This is a genomic window from Paractinoplanes ferrugineus, from assembly GCF_016862195.1.
GTDB classification, from domain to species: Bacteria; Actinomycetota; Actinomycetes; order Mycobacteriales; family Micromonosporaceae; genus Actinoplanes; species Actinoplanes ferrugineus.
The window spans coordinates 20,346-35,563 of the sequence record NZ_BOMM01000005.1; the positions used below are offsets into that span (position 1 = coordinate 20,346).

Genomic DNA, 15,218 nt, shown 5'->3' on the forward strand with positions numbered 1-15,218 from the left:
ATCGCCCGTTTAGTCCCTATCGTTCTACCCACCGTGACCTTGTACGACGTCGCCATCATGTCCGACCTGCGCTATCCGGGCGGCAACTCGGCGAGCATCGTCGCCGAGGTGCGCGCCCAGGCCGGCGCCGGACTGTCCACCGTGCTCATCCACGTGCCGTCGCCGCACCTGCGGCACGCCCGGCCGTTCCAGTCCCGGATCGTCGAATGCCTGCGGGACGGCCTCGCCGACCTCGCCCACGACGACGGCACCGAAGTGACCGCCCGGGTGCTGCTCATCCGCCAGCCTCGCATCTTCACCTCGGAACCGGCCGGGGTGCCGCGGGTGAAAGCCGGACACACCATCGTGGTGCTCAACCAGCCGCCCGGCGACGAGCGCCACGAACAGCGCTACTACGTCTTCGACGAGGTACGCGAACGGATCTCGCGCCTGTTCGGCGGCGACATCGTGTGGGCGCCGATCAGCTCCCAGGTGCGCGACAACGTGCAGCAGGTGGCGCCCCGGACCACGCTGCCGGACACCGACTGGCACGAGATCATCGACATCGACGACTGGGTGGCGCCGCCCCGGGTGCCCGGTCCGGTGCCGGTGATCGGCCGGCACGGGCGGCCGGACGAGGTGAAATGGCCGCGCGATCCGGCCGAGCTGCTGCGGGCCTACCCGGACACCGGCGAGGTCAAGGTCCGGATTCTCGGTGGCGGGGAGATCGGCGTACGCCGCCTCGGCCGCACCCCGCGGAACTGGGACGTCGTCGAGTTCGGCGCGGAGTCGCCACAGGACTTCCTGGCCAGTCTCGACTTCTTCGTCTACTTCCACGACAAGGACTGGAAGGAGGCGTTCGGGCGCACGATTCTGGAGGCCATGGCCAGCGGAGTGCCGGTCGTCGTCGGCCCGCATTTCCGGTCGATCTTCGGCAACGCCGCCCTCTACACCGACCCCGCCGGCGTACGCGACCTGGTGCGCCGGCTGCACGCCGACCGGCCCGCGTACGAGAAGCAGGTCGAACGGGCCCGCCGCTATGTCACCGACCAGTTCGGCAGCGCCTCGCACATCGCCCGCCTCGCCTCGCTCGGCGTGATGCAACGCGCGGCCCGCCGCCCGCCCCGCCCGCCGATGCGCGCCGCCCGGACGAACCGGCGGGTGCTGATGGTCGGCGACGACGTGGCCCGCTTCCGCGCCATCGCCCGGCGGCTGCCGCCCGGCATGGAAGCGGTCGTGGTGGCCGGTTCGGCGAGTCTGGCCGAGGCGCACGCGGCCGGCCTGCTCACCGAATACCTGCCCGGCGCGGCCGAACTCGGTGTCCCCGAGGCCCGCTGGAACAACTTCGCCCGGGACCGGCTGGGCCACCTGACCGAGCTCTACAAGCCGCGCGCCGTGCTGGTCGGCGGTCTGCCGCACGACGGGATCGTCGCGGCCATCCCGGAGAACCCGCTGCCGCGCTGGCTGTGGCTGCGCCCGGCGATGTGGCGGCGGGGCACCGGCGGCGAATGGGCCGGCAAGGGTGCCGCCTTCGCCGGCATCCTCGAACCCGGTGAGTTCGCCGCGGCCGGCGACGAGGGCTGGACCACCACCGCCCGCGCCGGGGTCACCACCGTCGACCCGATCACCGACCTGCCCGACCGCCTGGCCGGCGACGAGGGCGACGACACCCTGCTCTGCCGCGGCGTGCCGGCGACACTGCCCGGGTTCCGGACGGTCACCGGGCTGCCCGCCGACCAGCTCGGCGAGGTCACGATCGCGGTGTCCCGGGCCGACTACACCAACTTCCACGAACTGCTCGGCGCCGGCGTCCCCACGGTCTTCGTGCCCGACCCCGACGCGCCCGACGACGAACTCGCCCGCGCCCGGTTCGCGGCCGCCGCCGGGGTGGCCCGCTACGCCGTCGACGACCAGAGCACCCGCGCCGAACTGGCGAAGCTCGCCGACCCGGCGGTGCGGCAGGCGATCCGTCGGCGCTGCGCCGAACTCTCCTTCGCCAACGGCGCCACCGAAGCCGCGGCCTGGCTGGCCGCCCGATGCCGGGAGGCGAACCGTGTCCGACCCTGACGAACTGGCGCTGGCCCGCTGGGAGGTGGCCACTCTGACCGGCCGCCTGCGCTGCGTCGAGGCGGAACGCGACGCCGCGCTCGCCGACCGGGACCGCCACCAGGAGTTGGTGGCGACCCTGCGGGGCAGTCGCTCGTACCGGCTCGGCCGGGCCCTGGTCGAGCTGACTCGCGACCCGGTCCGTACCGGCCCGACCCTGGCCCGCCGCCTGCTGCGGCGTGGCCCGACCGAGAAGAAACGCCGCCCGACGCCGGGCCCGGTGCCGGCCCGTGTCTATGTGGCGGTCGGCCTGGACCGCGACGCCTCCCACGCCCTGACCCGGGCCCTGCGCCAGCGCATCCTGGTCGACGGCGACCACCTGCCGGTGGTGGTGACCGACCAGCCCGCCCTGCGCGGCCTGCAGGTGCCGGGCGTGATCCTGGAATATCTGCCCGACCCGGCGACCTGGTCGCGCCACGAGGCCGGCGACTGGGAGACCCTGCTCGCCGGCCGGGTGGCCCAGCTGTGCCAGGACCACAAGGCCGCGCGCGCCGTGGTGGTCGACCCCCGAAACCCCCCGACCCTCGCCAACTTGCTGGAGCCCGCGCGCTACTGACGTGATCTGCGGCTTTCTGGTCGCCCACCGGCGTTACTGGGCTGATCGTGGCGTCGTTGGCCAGTTGTGACCGCGTCCGTGCTTGAAGCCGAGGCCCCCAAGGTCGCGATGCGATTTGTCGTGGAGGGACCGCCTGTCGGTGCGCTCTGGCGACGGGCGTTCGCGCGGGCCGCCCTCGCGCCACTGGTGGTGCTGGGGCCGCTGGTGGCGCTGGCGCCCACCGCCGACCACCGGTTCAACATCTACTGGCACGGGGGGCTCTTCCGGGACGATCCGCTGCGGATCGTGCCGCACACCCTCGACTCGCTGCCCAGCTATCTGCGGATGGGCAACTTCCGGCCGCTGGGGCGGATGCTGGAGAAACTGCTCGACCTGATCGCGTACGTCCTGGGCGACGTGTTCGGGATCCCCGCCAACATCGCGTTCCGGCTGGTGTCGTTCGTCGCCGCGGCACTGCTCGCAGTGGTGGCCATGCTGCTCGCCGAGAGTGTCGTCGCGCGCGGCCGGATGTTTCGGCGGCCGCCGTCGACGCTGGCCGCGGTGGTGCCGTTCGCGGTGGCGGGCGGGCTGGTCGCGGCCGGGCGGGCCAGTCCGGTGGTCCTGTTCGCCGGGCTCTATCTGAGCTCGGCCGCGCTGGTGCTGGCGGTGCCGCTGCTGTTGTGCCGGATCCACCCGCAGCGCCCGGTACGGCTGTGGTGGATCGGGCCGGTGGTCGTCGCGGGGGCCGCGCTGGCCTCGTTCAACGAGGTCGCCTACCTGGCGTTGCCGCTGGCGACGGTGGCCGTCGCGGCCCGGGGGCGGTGGGTGCTGGCGCTGACCGGGCGCAAGTTCTGGCTGGCCGCGCCGATGCGCGTACTCGGCCTGCTGTGGCTTGGTTTTCTGCCGGTCTTCGGGGCCGTTCGGGTGGTGATCAACCAGTACTGCGCGGTCCGCGCCTGCTACAGCGGTTCCGATGTGTCGGCCGGGCCGGCGGTCTTCGCCGCCCTGCCGAGTCGGGCGCTGGGCTGGCTCCCGCCGCTGATGTGGGGCGAGGCGGCCGGCGGCGGCCGGACGTCGGGTTTCGTGTTCGTCCTTGCCACCGTGGCACTGCTCGTGCTGGCCGTCCTTGCGATCCGGGACCTCGGCCGGATGTCCATCGTGGACCGTCCGGCCGCGCTCGTGCTGGTGCTCGTCGCGGCGACCGCGGTGCTGCTGGCCGCCACGATGGGCGCGCTCAACGGGGAGATCCAGCGGCTGGCCGCGCACGGCGCCTGGGGGATGGGCTGGCGTGACTCGGCTGTCACCATGCCGGCCGGTGCGATTCTGCTGGTCGCGCTCGGCCACGCGGTCCGGCCCGGCCGGCGGGCGCTGATCGCCGCGCTGGTGTTGCTTTTCACGGCCGTCGGCACGGTCTCGGCCACCGCGAACAAGCGGTTCCGGGACGACGTGATGGCCACCCCGGCGGCCCGGCTCGACGACCGGCTCGCCCAGGCGATCGCCGAGTTCGAGCCGACCGCCGCGGGGCAGATCCGGCGGTGCGCACTGCGCGGCGAGTTCTTCACCCTGTTCGCCGACGCACCGTTTTCGCAGTACCGGTTCGACCAGTCGTTCGACCAGGCGGCCGAGCAGAAGGCCGGCGTGCCGTTCTGTCCGCACGCTCCGACCGCCCGCGAGGGGAAATGATGCAGAGGCTCCGGAATCTCACCCGCCGTCAGTTGCTCCTGCTGGGGGCCGCCGCGGCGCTCGGCGTGGCGATCGGTGCCAGCGCGCTGGCCGGTTTCGTCGGGGTGGCCCTGGCAGTGGTCGGGGTGACGCTCGCCGGCCTCGCCGCCGGTCTGCTCCTGGCGCTGCACCGGCTCGCCGTTCTGGGCCGGGAGCAACGCAAGGCCCTGCGCGATCAGCGAGGGGTGCTCGAGCAGACCCAGCGGCGCCTGCTCGGGGCGGTGGAGCAGATGCTGCTCACCGCCGGCGACCGGCACCGGGACCTGACCGAGCTGCTCGCCACCGGGCAGAAGACGACCGCGCTGGGCACCGATCGGCTGCTGCGCGCGCAGACCAACGAGGTGGAGGCCTTGCTCCAGCTGTTCGGGGGCTTCACCCCGGCGGCGCCGATGCCGCCCTCGGGCGGGTTCGCGCTCAACCCGACGGACCTGCTCGACCTGCTCGACCTCATCCGTACCCGCAGGCCCAAGCTGGTGCTGGAACTGGGCAGTGGCACGTCGTCGGTGTGGATCGCGTACGCGCTGGAGAAGACGGGCGGCCGGCTCATCTCGCTCGACCACGAACCCGGCTACGCCCGGAAGACCCGGCTCGCGCTGGCCGCACACGGCCTGACCGGAGTGGCCGAGGTACGCGACGCCCCGCTGCGCCCGGTCGTCGTGGACGGGCGCACCTTCCCCTGGTACGACGTCGAAGCCGTGGCCGACCTGCGCGAGGTCGACCTGCTGCTGATCGACGGGCCGCCGGAGAAGACCGGCAAGGACGCGCGCTACCCGGCCATGCGGGTGCTCGAGGACCGGCTGGCCGACTCGGCCACCGTGGTGTTCGACGACGCGCACCGGCAGGACGAGGCCGAGGCGCTGCGCAAGTGGGTGGAAACGATCGAGGGCCTCACCAGTGAAGGTGAGGCCCTCGGACGGCACGCCGTGTTGTCGTACCGCCGGATCGTCCGGCAGATGGCGCCGACCAATCAGTAACCGAAGTCCTGGGTGTAGTACGGGGTGCCGTTGGCGGCGTAGACCGCGCCGACGCCGACCCGGGTCGACTGGCAGTTGAGGATGTTGGTGCGGTGGCCCGGGCTGTTCATCCAGCCGCTGACGACCTCGGCGGCCGAGCGGTAGCCGTAGGCGATGTTCTCGGCCGACGGCTTCGAGTAACCAGCGGTCTTGATGCGGTAGTCGAAGGTCGAGCTGCCCCGGCCGGTGTGGCTGAACTTGCCGGTCGTGGCCATGAAGGCGCTGTGCGCGCGGGCCGCGGTCAGCAGGTGGGCGTCAACCGTGAGCGGCTTGCAGCCGTGCGCCGCGCGCTGCTGGTTGATCAGGGTGTTGATGCCGTTCTGCAGGTTGACGACGCTGGTCGGGGCGGCCTGGGCCGGTGCGGCAGCGAGCAGGACCATGCCGAGCAGGGTGGCGGGGATCATCGCGATCAGGGCCAGACGCTTGGTGATGGTACGCATCGTGTCGTAGTGCCTTTCGCCGTGTGGGCCCGCCTTGCTTCCGGCGGGTTCAACGACATAGTTCGGCGCCGGTTCAGGCCCGATGAAGCCCTGGCGGTTGCCTTGCGGAGGCCCTTGGGTTGCCGTCCGGTTGGTGCCCGGAGAACGGTTGCCGTCACGGTGCGGGCCGGTTTCTCGTTGGGTTCTCGGGACACTGCGCAGACTTGAGGGAGACCCAGAAGTGCCCGTCTTTGACGTAGCGATCCTGTCCGACTTCCGATATCCCGGCGGAACCTCGGCCAGCATCGCCGCCGAGGTGCACGCGCAGGCCGAGGCGGCCCTCTCCACCGTTCTGGTGCATGTGCCGTCGCCGCACCAGCCGCGGGCGCTGCCGTTCAGCCCGCGGATCAGCGACCTGCTCCGGGACGGTCAGGCCACACTCGCCCGCGCCGACGAGCCGATCACCTGCAAGCTGTTGCTGGTTCGCCAGCCGCGCATCTTCACCGAGGATCTGGCGGTACGGCCGGAAATCAACGCCGAGCGTACGGTCATGGTGCTCAACCAGGCGCCGGGCGACGTCGGCAACCCGTCCCGCTATTACGACTTCGCGGCCGTCCGCGATCGGGTGCACCGCTATTTCGGCGCGGACGTCCAGTGGGCCCCGATCAGTTCCCAGGTGCGTGAACTGCTGCTGCGGGCGGAGCCGGGGGCCCGGCTGACGAGCACCGACTGGCACGAGATCATCGACGTGGCGCACTGGTGGCGCGACCGGGACGGCTTCGTCGGGGACGTACCGGTGATCGGCCGGCACGGGCGGGGCGACCCGGTGAAGTGGCCGCTCGACCCGGCCGAGATCCACGCCGCCTACCCGGAGCGCGACGACGTGCGGGTGCGGGTGCTCGGCGGTGGCGACATCGCCGTGCAGCGGCTCGGGCACAAGCCGGCGAACTGGGACGTCGTGAAGTTCGGGGCCGAGGAACCGCAGGAGTTCCTCCGCACCATCGACTTCTTCGTCTACTTCCACGACCCCGATCTGGTCGAGGCGTTCGGCCGGACCATCCTCGAGGCGATGGCCAGTGGCGTCCCGGTGATCATCGGGGAGCACTTCCGCCCCACGTTCGCCGACGCCGCGCTCTACGGGACGCCCCAGGACGTGCGGCGCATCGTCGCCGAGCTGTACGCGGACCCGGCCCGCTACCGCGAGGTGGTCGGCCGGGCGCGGGAGTTCGCCGAGCAGCGCTACGGCCACCAGTCGCACCTGACCAGGCTCGCGGACGCCGGGATCTCGTCCCGGCTCTCCCCGGTCAGCCCCCGGCGAACCGGACCCAAGACCCCGAAGAGGCGGGTCCTGATGGTCAGCGACAACGGTGCCGGCATGGGACACCTCTCCCGGCTGATGGCCATCGCCCGCCGGCTGCCCGGCGACGTCGAAACGGTCATCGCCACCCAGTCGTACGCCGCGAGCGTGGCCCACCAGGAGGGCTTCCTCACCGAGTACATCCCGTCGCGCAAGGCGCTCGACGCCGCCCAGCCGCGCTGGACCGCGATCCTGCGGGCCCGCCTCGCCCACCTCATCGAGCTGCACGAGCCCACCGTCGTGGCGGTCGACTGCCTGCCGCACCCCGGCGTGGTCGAGGCCGTCCGCGACCATCCCGAGCTGGTCTGGGTGTGGGTGCGCCGGGCGATGTGGCAGCGCGGTGTCGGGGCCGACTGGATCACCCAGGGCAAGGTCTTCGACCATGTGCTGGAACCGGGCGAGTTCGGGGACGTCGCCGACGGCGGTCCGACCGTCGCCGACCGGCCCAACGCCCACCTGGTCCCGCCGATCACCTTCCTCGACGAGAGCGAACTGCTCGACCGGGAGACCGCGAAGAAGGAGCTCGAGCTCGACGACCGGCCGGCGGTGCTGCTCCAGCTCGGGGCCGGCAACATCAACGACATCTCGTCGCCGATCGCCCGGATCTGCGCGCACCTGTCCGGCCACGGCTTCCAGCTGGTGCTGGCCGAGTCGACGATCGCCACCCGGCCGATGCCCCGGGTGCCCGGCGCCAAGGTCGTCAAGATCTACCCGGTGAGCCGCTACCTACGGGCGTTCGACCTCACGGTGAGCGCGGCCGGTTACAACTCGTTCCACGAGCAGATCGGGTTCGCGATCCCGACGGTGTTCCTGCCGAACACCGCCACCCGGCTCGACGACCAGGTCGGCCGGGCGCGGTTCGCGGCCGCCACCGGGGTGGCGCTCACCGTCGAGGATCCGGCCTCCGGCGAGCTGGAGCAGGTGCTCGACCAGGCGGTACGACCGGAGGTGCGGGCCGGGCTCGCGCACCGTTGCCGTGAGCTGACCTTTACCGGTGGCGGTGCCGCGGCGGCCTCGTGGCTGAGCAGCCTGCCGGAGAACACGTGGAGGATGGCGTGACACAGCGCCGGAGCGATCTGCTGGAAGCCCCCGATCGGGCCCGCTGGGAGTTGGCCGCGATGGCCGGCCGGCTGCGCTCGCTCGAGCTGAAACTGGCCGAGGAGCAGGTGAACGCGGAGGCGCTGCGGCGCGAACGCGACCGGGAGCACCGCCGCTGGGAGCGACTGCGGCACAGCCAGAGCTACCGGCTCGGGTTCGGGCTGGTCTCGCTGGCCAAGGATCCGCTGCACACGGTGCCCCGGATCGCGCGGGCGGTGCTGCGCCGGCTGCGGCGGCGCCCGAAGGTCACGACCGAGGGGGTACGCCGGGTGCCGGCCGCCGCCCAGCGCCCGCCGGCCCACCTCTACGTGGCGATCGGCCTCGACACCGTGGCGGTTCGCGAGTTCGTGCTGACCCTGCGGCAGCGCCTGCTGGTCAACCCCGACCACCGGCCGGTCGTGGTGACCGACTGCCCGCAGTTCGCGCTGCTGCGCGACCTGGGCGTGCTGCTGGAATATCTGCCCGACCGGGACACGTGGGAGAAGCACCGGCCGGACCGGCCGTGGGACGACGTGCTGGCTCAGCGCCTGTCCCGGTTGTACCGCGACCACGACACGGCCCGGACCATCATCGTGGACCGGGCCCAGCCGCCGTCGCTTGCCGACCTACTCCGCTAGGGCCGGTAGCCGCGCTCCCAGCAGTGGAGCCAGCGCGGCCGAATACGTCGTCGTCATGTGGTTGGAATCGCGGTACACGAGCAGGTTCCCGACCACGGGCGGGCACACGTCGGTGCAGAACCAGGTGATCGGATCGATCACGGTGGTGCGCGGCCGACCGGCGTACCCGAGGAAGACCGCACGCTGGGCCGGACCGCGCAGCGCCGAACGCAGGCTGCGGGTGCACTTCCCGGCCTTTCCGGCGTTCGCCGGTTCGGCGAGGCACTCCGGCACCGGGCCGCCCATGTAGGGCGTGTCGGCGATCGCGGCGACCCGGGCGCCGGTGCCCTCGAGGGCCCCGAACGTGCGGTCCCAGGCGGCCCGCCACTGCCCGGCGACGTCGGTCGCGGGCTGCGCGGGACGGTAGTTGAAGCTGGAGCCGATCACCACGAGCGCCGGGCGCAGCCGCGCGATCCGGTCGAGCGCGGAGCGGTGGAAGGCCTGACACTCGGTGTAGGCGCGCTTCAGCGCGTCGTGCCAGACCGGCAGGTCGGCGGCGGTGCAGGAGCTCTTGGTGAGCTCGACGAGCCGCCAGTGCCGCTGGGTCGAGACGGCCTCCATGGCCGGGAACCACTGCGCCGCGTGCGAGTCGCCGAACAGTACGACCGTCTCGGCGCCGGCCGGATCGCCGAACACGCAGCCCTCGGGCGCCACCGTGACCGGGACGTCGGCGTGGCAGCCGTTGTCCCAGACCCGCGGCCGGTCCCGCGCGGCCTTCTTCAGCTTCGGCATCAGGTTGGCGGGCAGCGCACCCATGCCCCGGCTGGCGTCGATCGTTCGGGCGAGCTCGGCGGCCGGATCCCGCGCGCCGGCGATGGTCTGCCGCAGGTCGGCGCGGCGCCCGGCGGATTCGACGCTGTGCGGCAGCACCACCAGGAGCACCGCGGCCGCCGCCACCGTGCCGGAGAAGCCGGCCCCCAGGCCGATGCTCTGCCACACCGGCCGCCGGCCCTGCCGCAGCGGGTTCTCCACGAACCGGTAGGTGAGCCAGGCCAGGCCCAGCGCGCCCACCGCGAGCAGCGCCTTCTGCCACGTCCGCGCGGCCGGGAACATCACCAGCACCGGCCAGTGCCACAGGTACCAGCCGTAGGAGAGGCGGCCGATCACCTGCAACGGCTTGCGGTCCAGGATCAGGTGCACACCGGCCCCGCGGGCCCCACCGGCCGCGATCATCGCGACGGCGCCGGCCACCGGAAGAAGAGCCCGCCAACTGGGGTACGGGGTGGATTCGTCGAAGAGCACCGCGGCGGCCAGGATCGCTCCCAGCCCGGCCCAGCCGAGCAGCGCGTGCCCGCGGATCCGGGCCGCGCCCAACGCCAGCAGCGCGCCCGCGCCGAGCTCCCACACCCGGGTGTGCGGCCCGAAATAGGCCCACGGCGCCGAGCGGGCGGTCTCGGTGACGCTCAGCACGAGGGAGGCCAGCGAGAGGACGGCGAGGATCGCGGCCAGCGGCCGGCGGCGTCGCCACAGGTACGCGCCGGCCAGGATCAGCAGCGGCCAGACCAGGTAGAACTGCTCCTCGACGGCAAGCGACCAGAAGTGCTGGAACGGTGAGGGCGCCTGGTCGGCGCGCAGGTAGTCGGTGCCGAGCGCGGCGAACCGCAGGTTGGCGAAGTAGCCGGTGGCGGCGAGCGCGTCCTGGGCGAACTCGCCGAGCCGGGTCAGCGGCAGCCGGAACCGGGCCGCGATCAGCGTGCCGACCAGCACCACGGCGGCCGCCGGCAGGAGTCGCACGGCCCGCCGCGCATAGAACCGCGGCACCGAGATGCGGCCGGTCCGCTCGGCCTCGCGCAGCAGGAGGGAGGTGATGAGGAAGCCGGAGATGACGAAGAAGACGTCCACCCCGACATAGCCGCCGCCGAGTCCGGGCAGGCCGACGTGCGCGGACACGACGAGCAGCACCGCGATCGCACGAAGACCCTCGATGTCGGGCCGGAACCGGGACTCCGGCAGGACGGCGGCGCGGGTGTCTCGCGGCCGGGTTGGCATCACTGCGTTGTGCACCTCATGCCAACGCTCGCGAGGGCGGCCAGGACGCGTGTGTCGCATCTTTCGGTCGGTTCGATTCGTTGCCATGTCGTGACCGCCGAGACCGTCAACGTCCCGCCGCAACGCGCGGAGGCCGATCCGTCGGCGCTGTCCACGACTCCCGCGACGGCGGCTTCCCGGCCCTGGCGGGCGGTGTGGCTGCGGTGCGTACTGGTGCCGCTGACCGTACTCGCCCCGCTGGTCACGCTGACCCCGTCGGCCGACCACCGATTCAACGTGTACGCCAACGGCGGCCTCTACGGCGCCAAGCCCTGGCTGCTGTTCCGCAACGCGTTCAGCACCGTGCCGATCTTCCTCGACCTGGGCAACTTCCGGCCGCTGGGCCGCATCGTCGAATGGTCACTGGACGTGGCCGTCTTCGCGCTCACCGCGCTGTTCGGCCTGCCCGCCAACATCGGGCTGCGGCTGGTCTCGTTCGCCTCGGCGATCCTGCTCACGATCGCCGCCGTGGTCTTCGCCGCGGCGCTCGTGTCCCGCCGGGAGCGGCTGTTCACCGCGCCGCCGCCGGTGCCGGTGGCGCTGCTCCCGTTCGCGGTCGGCGCCGGCCTGGTGGCGGCCGGATGGACGAGCACGACCGTACTGTTCGGCGCTCTCTACCTCGCGACCAGCGCTCTGGTCCTGGCCGTCGCCGCCTGGGCGTGCCGCAGCCGCCGCCCCGGCGCCCTGGTCGTGCTGGCCGGGGCCGCACTCGCCGCGTTCAACGAGCTGGCCCTGCTGGCCGTGCCGCTGGCCACCGCCACGGTGCTGCTGCGGAACCGCTTCGTGCTCGGCCGATCGCTCCTGCACCGGCCTCGTTTCCTGGTGCTGCTCTGGGCCGGGTTCCTGCCGGTGATCCTGCCGGTCCGCGCGCTCATCTATCACCACTGCGCCGGCGGCGGCTGCTACACCGGCTCCGACCTGGCGTTGGCCGGCGCGCCCGGCGCGCTGCCCGCCCGGATGCTCTCCTGGCTGCCGCCGCTGATGTGGGAACGGGCGTCGCACGGCCGGCCGCACGTGGCGGCGGCGGTCCCGGTGCTGGCGCTGATCATGTTGGCCGTGCTGGCCTGGCGCGCCTGCCCCGGTCTGCGCCGCCTGCCCACCCTCGACCGGGGGCAGACCCTCGGCCTCGCCTCGGCCGCGCTCGCCCTGCTCGTGCTGGGAGCCTCGATCGCCGCCCTCAACGCCGGTGTGCAGCGCTTCGAACTCGGCCTCGGCTGGCGGGACAGCGGGCTCACCACGGTCGCCGGCAGCATCCTGCTGCTCGTCTTCTGGCGGCGTTACCTGACCGTGGCGCTCGTCGGGCTGGTGCTGGCCGGCGCCTTCTCGGCGGCGGCCAACAAGGACTTCCGCGACCGGGCCTCACACGGCCCGTGGCCGTTCCTGCACGACCGGATCGCGCAGGAGGTGGCCGACTTCGACGCCACCCCGGCGGGTGACGCCCGCCGCTGCGCGCTGCGCGCCACCTTCGTCCAGACCTCCGCCCGCAACAACCTCGGCCAAGGAAATCAGCTCAGTACCGAACGAGAAGTGAGGCGCTTCGACGTGAGTCTCAACCGTGCCACGACCCTGCTGGCGGGCGCCCCCTTCTGCACCACGGCACCGCGGTGAGCTCGCTGGTGTCGGTGGTCGCGCCGATCTACAACGAGGGCCCCGGGGTCGACCGGTTCGTCCGCCGTCTCACCGAGGTGCTCGGCGACGCCGGCCTGCGCTACGAACTCGTGCTCGTCGACGACGGCTCCTCGGACGATTCCTGGGACCGCATCGTCCAGCAGGCGGTGGCCGACGAGCACGTACGCGGCATCCAGCTGTCCCGCAACTTCGGCAAGGAACCGGCCGTCCTCGCCGGACTCGAGCACGCCGCCGGGGACGCCGTCGTCGTCATCGACTCCGACCTGCAGCACCCGCCCGGTGCCATCCCGGCGATGGTGCAGCGCTGGCGGGACGGCGCGCACGTGGTCGAGGCGGTCAAACGCAACCGCACCGGCCAGGGCATCGTCAGCAAGCTCGGCGGCAAGGTGTTCAACCGGGCGTTCACCGGCCTCACCAAGGTCGACCTGGTGAACGCGACCGACTTCCGGCTGCTCAGCCGGCCGGCCGTGGACGCCCTGCTGAAGATGCCGGAGCACTCGTCGTTCTTCCGCGGCACCAGCAGCTGGATCGGGTTCCGCCGCACCACCATCGAGGTCGAGATCGACCACCGGACGGGCGGCGCGTCCCGGTGGACGTTCAAGTCGCTGTTCCGGCTCGCGGTCAACGGCCTGACGTCGTTCACCTCGGCGCCGCTGCACCTGGTCACCCTGGTCGGCCTGGCGTTCGCGGCGTTCTCGGTGCTGCTCGGCACCCAGACGCTGATCCGCTGGCTGCGCGGCGCCTCGGTGGCCGGCTTCCCGACCGTGATCCTGCTGCTGCTGGTGATGGGGACGTTCGTCCTGCTCGGGCTGGGCGTGATCGGGGAGTACCTCGCGCGCATCCACGAAGAGGTCCGCGGCCGGCCGCGCTACCTGGTGCAGGAGAAGTCGGCGCAGTCGGCCACGACCGCGGTCCCGGAACAGCTGGTGCGGGCCGAGCATGCCGAACGCTAGCCCGGGCCGCTTGCTGCGTTACGCGGTCAGCGGCGGGGCCAGCGCGGCCACCCACTTCGGCGGGGGACTGGCGCTCGACGCGGCGGGCTTCCGGCCGGTGCCGGCGTCCACGGCCGGGTTCGTCGCGAGCATCCTGGTGTCGTACGGCCTGCAGCGGGCCTGGGTTTTTCGCTCGTCGGCCGGCCACGCGACGGCCGGGAGCAGATTCCTCACCGTGACCGCCGCCGCCTTCACGCTCAACACCGTGGTGCTGTGGCTCGGCACCGAGGTCCTGCACGCGCCGTTCGCGGTGGTGCAGGCGGTCGCGCTGGTGGCGATTCCGGTTCTGAACTACACGCTCAACTCGCGTTGGACCTTCGCCGAGGAGGCCCGGGACCGGGCCCCCTCGGACATCGCCCAAAAACGGTAGGCCTAGAGACGGTGGGCCTCGCGGGCCGTGGTCACGCCGCGGGTGTCGAAGAAGCGCTTGGCCACCCCGGCCAGGTGGTCGGCGTCGTATTCGCGGTGGTGCTGCACCAGGATCACCAGGTCGGCCGCGGCGGCCGCGCCCTCCAGGTCGTCGGTGCGGGCCACCTCGACGTCGCCGACCTTCCAGGTGGCGACGTGCGGGTCGTGGTAGAGCACGGTGGCGCCGAGCGACGCCAGCTGCCGGGCCAGCGGCGTCGCCGGCGACTCGCGCTGGTCGGCGATGTTCGCCTTGTAGGTGACCCCGAGCAGCAGCACCGTGGCGCCGTGCACGGCCTGACCGTCCGCGTTCAGCAGGTTCTGCGCGCGCCGGGCCACGTAGTCCGGCATCGTCGCGTTGATCTCCTGGGCCAGCTCGACGAAGCGGAACGGGTAGCCGAGCTTGCTGCGCACGTTGTGGCTGAGGTAGTTCGGGTCGATCGGGATGCAGTGGCCGCCGACGCCGGGCCCGGGGTAGAAGGCCTGGAACCCGAACGGCTTGGTCGAGGCGGCGTGGATCACGTCCCACAGATCGATGTCGAGCTCGTGGCAGAACCGCGCCATCTCGTTGACCAGCGCGATGTTGACGTGCCGGTAGGTGTTCTCGAGCAGCTTGGCGGTCTCCGCCTCCCGGGTGCCCTTGGTGCGCACCACGGTGTCGACGAACCGGCCGTAGAACTCGGCGACCCGGTCGGCGCACCCGCTGGTGTAGCCGCCGACCACCTTCGGGGTGTTACGCGGGCCGAACCGCTCGTTGCCGGGGTCGATCCGCTCCGGCGAGAACGCGAGGTGGAAGTCGATGCCGGCGGTCAGCCCGGACAGCTTCTCCAGCAGCGGCCGCACCACCTCGTCGGTGGTGCCCGGGTAGGTGGTCGACTCGAGCACGACGAGCATGCCGGGGCGCAGGTTGCGGCCGATCGCCTCGGTGGCGCCGACCACCGCGCGCAGATCGGGGCCGTCTCCCTCGGCGAGCGGCGTCGGCACGCAGATGACGGCGGTGGCGGCACTCGCGATCAGGGTCTCGTCGCTGGTGGTGCGGAAGCCACCGGCGAGCATCCCGGCCACGTCGGCGTCGCTGAGGTCGTCCACGTGCGACCGGCCGGCGGCGAGTGAGTCGACCACACTGTGCTTCACGTCGAAGCCGAGGACGTTCATGCCGGCCCGGGTGGCTTGCTGGGCGAGCGGGAGACCGACGTAGCCGAGCCCGAGAATGACCACATCATAAGTCACGAAATTTCCCCATTTTCTGGCGCGCCTTTGGCGTGCCCCGTTGTCTTGG

12 protein-coding genes are annotated in these 15,218 nt (G+C 72.3%); 9 read left to right on the top strand and 3 right to left on the bottom strand.

Annotated elements, in window-relative coordinates; translation table 11 throughout:
• The first annotated feature begins 33 nt into the window (after positions 1–33).
• From Afe05nite_RS04770 to Afe05nite_RS04785, 4 genes are all read left to right on the top strand, one after another.
• Positions 34–2,046, top strand: coding sequence for a glycosyltransferase (locus Afe05nite_RS04770; RefSeq protein ID WP_239117555.1), 2,013 nt, complete (start codon positions 34–36; stop codon positions 2,044–2,046).
• The gene (locus tag Afe05nite_RS04775; RefSeq protein ID WP_203815732.1) at positions 2,033–2,641 is read left to right on the top strand and encodes a hypothetical protein; all 609 of its coding nucleotides are present in this window, start codon (positions 2,033–2,035) and stop codon (positions 2,639–2,641) included. Before Afe05nite_RS04770 ends, Afe05nite_RS04775 begins: the two co-directional genes overlap by 14 nt.
• A gap of 78 nt (positions 2,642–2,719) precedes the next feature.
• Entirely contained in the window at positions 2,720–4,303 is a 1,584-nt protein-coding gene (locus Afe05nite_RS04780; protein ID WP_203815733.1) for a hypothetical protein, read from the top strand.
• Complete coding sequence (locus tag Afe05nite_RS04785; RefSeq protein ID WP_239117556.1) at positions 4,303–5,316, top strand: class I SAM-dependent methyltransferase; 1,014 nt, start codon at positions 4,303–4,305, stop codon at positions 5,314–5,316. The genes Afe05nite_RS04780 and Afe05nite_RS04785 overlap by 1 nt, the downstream gene beginning before the upstream one ends.
• On the opposite strand, the gene Afe05nite_RS04790 is transcribed toward Afe05nite_RS04785, so the two are convergent.
• The gene (locus Afe05nite_RS04790; protein ID WP_203815735.1) at positions 5,310–5,795 is read right to left on the bottom strand and encodes a CAP domain-containing protein; all 486 of its coding nucleotides are present in this window, start codon (positions 5,793–5,795) and stop codon (positions 5,310–5,312) included. The two genes, Afe05nite_RS04785 and Afe05nite_RS04790, sit on opposite strands and share 7 nt — an antisense overlap.
• Before the next feature lie 220 nt (positions 5,796–6,015).
• On the opposite strand from Afe05nite_RS04790, the gene Afe05nite_RS04795 reads away from it, so the two are divergent.
• Both Afe05nite_RS04795 and Afe05nite_RS04800 read left to right on the top strand, forming a co-directional pair.
• A complete protein-coding gene (locus tag Afe05nite_RS04795; protein ID WP_239117557.1) occupies positions 6,016–8,190 on the top strand; it encodes a glycosyltransferase in 2,175 nt (724 codons plus the stop codon).
• Positions 8,187–8,846: a hypothetical protein gene (locus tag Afe05nite_RS04800; protein WP_239117558.1), complete on the top strand. Its 660-nt coding sequence runs from the start codon at positions 8,187–8,189 to the stop codon at positions 8,844–8,846. The genes Afe05nite_RS04795 and Afe05nite_RS04800 overlap by 4 nt, the downstream gene beginning before the upstream one ends.
• Here Afe05nite_RS04800 and Afe05nite_RS04805 read toward each other — a convergent pair.
• Entirely contained in the window at positions 8,835–10,874 is a 2,040-nt protein-coding gene (locus Afe05nite_RS04805) for an acyltransferase family protein (RefSeq protein ID WP_203815738.1), read from the bottom strand. The two genes, Afe05nite_RS04800 and Afe05nite_RS04805, sit on opposite strands and share 12 nt — an antisense overlap.
• Before the next feature lie 90 nt (positions 10,875–10,964).
• On the opposite strand from Afe05nite_RS04805, the gene Afe05nite_RS04810 reads away from it, so the two are divergent.
• Genes Afe05nite_RS04810 through Afe05nite_RS04820 form a run of 3 tightly spaced genes read left to right on the top strand, consistent with a single transcriptional unit; the run spans position 10,965 to position 13,904 of the window.
• The gene (locus Afe05nite_RS04810) at positions 10,965–12,521 is read left to right on the top strand and encodes a hypothetical protein (protein ID WP_203815739.1); all 1,557 of its coding nucleotides are present in this window, start codon (positions 10,965–10,967) and stop codon (positions 12,519–12,521) included.
• Positions 12,518–13,495 carry a glycosyltransferase family 2 protein gene (locus Afe05nite_RS04815; RefSeq protein ID WP_203815740.1) on the top strand — a complete coding sequence of 326 codons (978 nt, stop codon included), beginning with the start codon at positions 12,518–12,520 and terminating at the stop codon, positions 13,493–13,495. The genes Afe05nite_RS04810 and Afe05nite_RS04815 overlap by 4 nt, the downstream gene beginning before the upstream one ends.
• Entirely contained in the window at positions 13,482–13,904 is a 423-nt protein-coding gene (locus Afe05nite_RS04820) for a GtrA family protein (RefSeq protein WP_203815741.1), read from the top strand. Before Afe05nite_RS04815 ends, Afe05nite_RS04820 begins: the two co-directional genes overlap by 14 nt.
• Positions 13,905–13,906: 2 nt before the next feature.
• Here the strand turns inward: Afe05nite_RS04820 and Afe05nite_RS04825 are convergent, their stop codons facing one another.
• Positions 13,907–15,169 (bottom strand): nucleotide sugar dehydrogenase, encoded by a 1,263-nt coding sequence (locus tag Afe05nite_RS04825; RefSeq protein WP_203815742.1) that lies wholly within the window; start codon positions 15,167–15,169, stop codon positions 13,907–13,909.
• Positions 15,170–15,218: the final 49 nt, after the last annotated feature.